The 4,002-nt window shown below is 67.6% G+C and carries 5 protein-coding genes and 1 pseudogene; 2 read left to right on the top strand and 4 right to left on the bottom strand.

What is annotated here, in order from left to right:
- Nucleotides 1-941 (top strand): COG4705 family protein (locus tag QOI01_RS08525; RefSeq protein WP_526379865.1); only part of this gene is annotated, 941 nt, incomplete at its 5' end.
- A 358-nt stretch (nucleotides 942-1,299) separates the two neighbouring features.
- On the opposite strand, the pseudogene QOI01_RS08520 reads toward QOI01_RS08525, so the two are convergent.
- The 4 genes and pseudogenes from QOI01_RS08520 to QOI01_RS08505 form a co-directional block, all read right to left on the bottom strand.
- Nucleotides 1,300-1,644: pseudogene (locus tag QOI01_RS08520) on the bottom strand (ATP-binding cassette domain-containing protein).
- Between the two features lie 180 nt (nucleotides 1,645-1,824).
- Nucleotides 1,825-2,433, bottom strand: coding sequence for a hypothetical protein (locus QOI01_RS08515; protein ID WP_526379863.1), 609 nt, complete (start codon nucleotides 2,431-2,433; stop codon nucleotides 1,825-1,827).
- Complete coding sequence (locus tag QOI01_RS08510; RefSeq protein WP_526379861.1) at nucleotides 2,433-2,669, bottom strand: hypothetical protein; 237 nt, start codon at nucleotides 2,667-2,669, stop codon at nucleotides 2,433-2,435. Before QOI01_RS08510 ends, QOI01_RS08515 begins: the two co-directional genes overlap by 1 nt.
- Nucleotides 2,666-3,484, bottom strand: a complete 819-nt coding sequence (locus QOI01_RS08505) for a phosphatase PAP2 family protein (protein ID WP_526379859.1) — start codon at nucleotides 3,482-3,484, stop codon at nucleotides 2,666-2,668. The genes QOI01_RS08510 and QOI01_RS08505 overlap by 4 nt, the downstream gene beginning before the upstream one ends.
- A gap of 103 nt (nucleotides 3,485-3,587) precedes the next feature.
- Here QOI01_RS08505 and QOI01_RS08500 point away from each other — a divergent pair.
- The coding region (locus QOI01_RS08500) for a response regulator transcription factor (RefSeq protein ID WP_526379857.1) at nucleotides 3,588-4,002 on the top strand (415 nt) is incomplete at its 3' end.

The following is a 4,002-nucleotide window of genomic DNA, read 5'->3' as shown; positions in this document are numbered from 1 at the left end:
CGCTCGCGCTGAGCACCAGCGTCTTCGCGGCGGTCCTTGCGGTCGTCTTCGGCGTGTGGTGGGCGCGAGAACGCACGCTGTCGATTCACAGCATCACCACGTTGCCGCGCGAATCGTTCTACTGGCTGGCCATTCTGGTCACCTTCGCGCTCGGTACCGCCTCGGGTGACTGGATCCTGGAACTCACCGGCTGGGGTCCCGGCACGTCGGTGCTGCTGCCCGCCGGCCTGATCGTCGCGGTCGTGATCGGCTGGCGACTCGGTGCCAACGCCGTGCTGTCCTTCTGGCTGGCCTACATCCTCACCCGGCCACTCGGTGCGAACCTCGGCGACTGGCTCGGCTTCCCGGCGGATCAGCAGGGCCTCGGTCTGGGCACGGCCATCACCAGCGTCATCTTCCTCACCGCGATCCTCGCCACCGTCGTCTACCTCTCGATCACGCGCAGCGACGTCATCGACAAGCCCGAAGCGCACCCGACGTCCGCCGCATCGAAGAATGTGGCTCGCGAGCGGCTCGTGCACGGGTACTACGCGGCCGTCGCCGTGGCCACCGGGGCCCTGCTCGTCTGGGCTGCCGGGCAACCGCACTCCGTCGCGGCCGCCAGCGAAGCGGAATCCGGCTCGTCGGCCGCCGCGACACTCGCCCCGGGGCAGTCCGCGACCGCGAACTTCCCGCCGGCCGAGGTGACGAAGTTCCGTACCATCGTCGCGGACACCCTGAGCAAGGTGCAGGCTGGCGATCAGGCTGGCGCAACGACCCGTATCAAGGACCTCGAAACCGCCTGGGACGACGATCAGCCCACCTTGCAACCCCTGGACGACAGCGGCTGGACCGTCCTCGACGGTCAGATCGACCAAGTACTGAAGGCGTTGCGGGCCGGCAATCCCGATCCCGCCACCGAGACGCAGACCCTCACCACGCTGTTGACATCGCTCAAGTGAGGAGAAGCCCGCGCCGCGATCGCCAGCAGCCGGCGATCGTCGCGCGGGGGCCAATCACCGGTGGGGACTGCCGAGACATCGGAAGCGCCAAGACCATTGGGTCATCGTGACTTTGGATGCCATCGTGCGCGACGCCCCATCGCACCGTTGAATACTCAAAGTCGTCGGCAGTGACGGCTCACCCCCTGGTTTCCATCGCCGTCGCGATATCAGTTATCAGACGTCGAGGCATTCTGCGACGGTGGATGTCGTGGCATCGTCGTCGAGGTCCGGTCCGACGCTGGTCATCAATACGCCCGTCCCTCTTCGAGCCGTATCACCCGGGTCGCCGCGGCCGCGATGGCCGCGCTGTGGCTCGCTACGACGACGGCGGTGCCCTGCTTCGCGACGATGACGAGGGTGAGTTGGCGAGCGCGACCGCGAGGCCGGCCCGAGCGAGCTCGCCACCGGACAGTTGACTGGGGTATGCCGTCGAACGGCCTTGTGGGCCAGGCACGCTCAGGAACTCGGTGTCCCTTCCGAACTGGCCTGCCAGCGAATGAACGAGCGCCACGTTCTGGCCGACATTGAGCTGCTCCACGAGGTTGGCGCTCTGGAAGAGCAGGCCGATGTGGCGGCCCCGGATGCGGGCACGCTCCCGTTAGGAGCGGTGGCTGATCCGCTGGCCGGCGACGCGCACGGTGCCGCCATCGGGGTCGTCCATGCCTGCCAGGCATGACAGCAACGTCGACTTTCCCGAACCGGACGGTCCGGGTGACGGCGACTAGGTCGCCCGACTCCACGCGCAGTGAGACGCCCTGCAGCGCAAGGGTTTCCTCGTCGCCGGCGCGATAGAAGCGATACAGCGAGCGCGCCAGAGCGCACTCCGGCGCCGGTTCGGCCGCTACCGCCACTGCAAAGAATCGGTGATGGTGCGCCACGGATCCACGTTGTCGGCTCCAACCGGCCCGGACAGCGTCAGCACCACCTCGTGGCCGTCACTCCAGAATGAATAGCGTTCGACGGCGTCGACGCCGCGCTTTCCGGTGACCTCATTGGGCGTCGAGGCGACCTGGTAGGTGGCCAGAATGACTGGCCCGGCCTTGCGCTGAACCACGGAGACGGCGCCGAAGCGGTATCCCGGGCTCGCCGCTTGGACCGCGGGCAGTTCCTCTTGCCGAACCACGTCCGGCGTGAGCGTGTCCAGGAACGGATTGATCTCGATGCGCACCGAGTTGAGTTTGTCGGTGAAGACGGTCGCCGCGCTGTCGTTGGTCTGCGCCCATCCTTCGGGGACCGACATCGTGAACAGTTGCGACGGCGGAACATAGGGCACGTATACTTGTGTGTCGGGGATGTCGCCGACCGGGTTCTGCTCGGGTGCAACCGTTTCCGGTCTGATGGCAGCCGTGGGTGCGCCAGGCGGGTTATCGGTCCCGGCGCCACACCCGGTGAGCAAACCCGCGGTCACGAGCGCCACGAACACCATGGGTACCGAGTTCTTGGGAATCATCACGAATTCCTCTCCAACGTAGTGAGCCAGGCGCGCTGCATGTCCGAGGGTGGCGGTGTGACGTCTTGCGGGGCGGAATTCGTCGGCGTCGGAGCGCTGGTGCCTGTGCGCCGACGCTGCCGACCGCGCAGGCCGACCATCAAGGGCAACACCGAAAGCAGCGCGATGGCGAACACCGCGGCAAGCCCCAGCGACCCGAAGGTCGACAGCAGAGGGTCGGGATTGCGTGCGCTCATGGCAGCGCCTTCCTGGTGGACCTCGGTAGAGTCGGCTCGACAGCTAGCGGGGCCGGGTCGTCGACGAGCACGGCCATGCCGGTCGCACCGACGGTCACGACCGCCGCCGCGAGCAGCACACCGGCCGTCACGTCAGTGAGCCAGTGCACGCCCAGGTAGAGCCGGCTGAGTGCCACTGCCGACACTGCGAGCACCGCGACGACCGCGAGCAGACCCTTCACGACCCGGCTGGCGGCGAGTCCGAAGGCCACCGCCAGGATCCCCACCAGCGCCGCGGTTCCCGTCACGTGTCCCGAGGGAAACGAGTAGTCCGTCTCCAGCGTCTCTTGGACGGCGAGGGGAGGTCGGGCGCGAGCCACCAGCAGCTTGATCAGCCAGCACAGCGTAGAGGCCCCGCCCACGGTGACGAGCGCCGTCAGGCCGCAGAGGGCCGAACGGGACCTGAACCCGACGGCGACGGCGCCGGCGGTCGTGAGAACGGCGATCTCCACCGGTCCGAGGGCGGTGCTGACGGCAAGGGCCACGTGGTCGAGCGCCGGGTTGCGATGTGCGACCAGCCACGCCGTGACCGAGTGGTCCACGCCCGTCAACCAACCGCCGCGACTCGCCTGCAGGGCCAGGACGGTCAGGCCGAAAAGCAGACCGCCGACCCGTGCCGAAGTGGACAGCCACGTCGACATGCCATCGCGGTAGCCCCATCCAACGCCGAACACCGCAGCGGCGATGAACAGCCCGCCGAGGGCGATCGCCGCAGGTCCATGCGAGGCCACGAAGTTCGTCAGGTTCTCGAACATGGCTTCTTGGGACTTCTGCACGGGCTCAGTGTGGCGACCGTCCGCTGAAGGGACGCTGAAAGTACGTCGGGGCACAGCGAGTGGTTCTGGTTCACTTGGGCGTAGGCGACGGGAGGACACGGCGATGCGGGTGTTGGTGATCGAGGACGAGGTCCACCTCGCGGAGACGATTCGTCGCGGGCTGGCCGCCGAGGGTTTCGTGGTCGACGTCGAACACCGCGGCGATGACGGCTTCGACACCGCGGTCGCGGAGGCCTTCGACGCGATAGTGCTCGACATCATGCTGCCGGGCAAGAGTGGTTACGAGATCGTCCGTGGCATGCGTGCTCTGGGGGTGTGGACGCCGGTGTTGATGCTGTCGGCCAAGGACGGCGAGTACGACTTGGCCGATGCGTTCGACCTGGGCGCCGATGACTATCTGATCAAGCCGTTCTCGTTCGTGGTGCTGATTGCGCGCCTACGGGCCCTGGTGCGTCGCGGCGCACCGGAGCGACCGACCGTCCTGACCGTCGGCGAGCTCGAGCTCGATCCGGCGCGCC

Source organism: Mycobacterium sp. (genome assembly GCF_032162605.1).
Classification (GTDB): Bacteria; Actinomycetota; Actinomycetes; order Mycobacteriales; family Mycobacteriaceae; genus Mycobacterium.
The sequence above is the reverse complement of the archived record's forward strand: the minus strand, read 5'-3'. Positions and strand labels throughout refer to the sequence as shown.

Excerpts from the sequence above, each read along its gene's own strand:
- QOI01_RS08510 (WP_526379861.1), bottom strand. The coding sequence starts at position 2,669 with ATGAGCGCACGCAATCCCGACCCTCTGCTGTCGACCTTCGGGTCGCTG.
- QOI01_RS08515 (WP_526379863.1), bottom strand. The coding sequence starts at position 2,433 with ATGATTCCCAAGAACTCGGTACCCATGGTGTTCGTGGCGCTCGTGACC.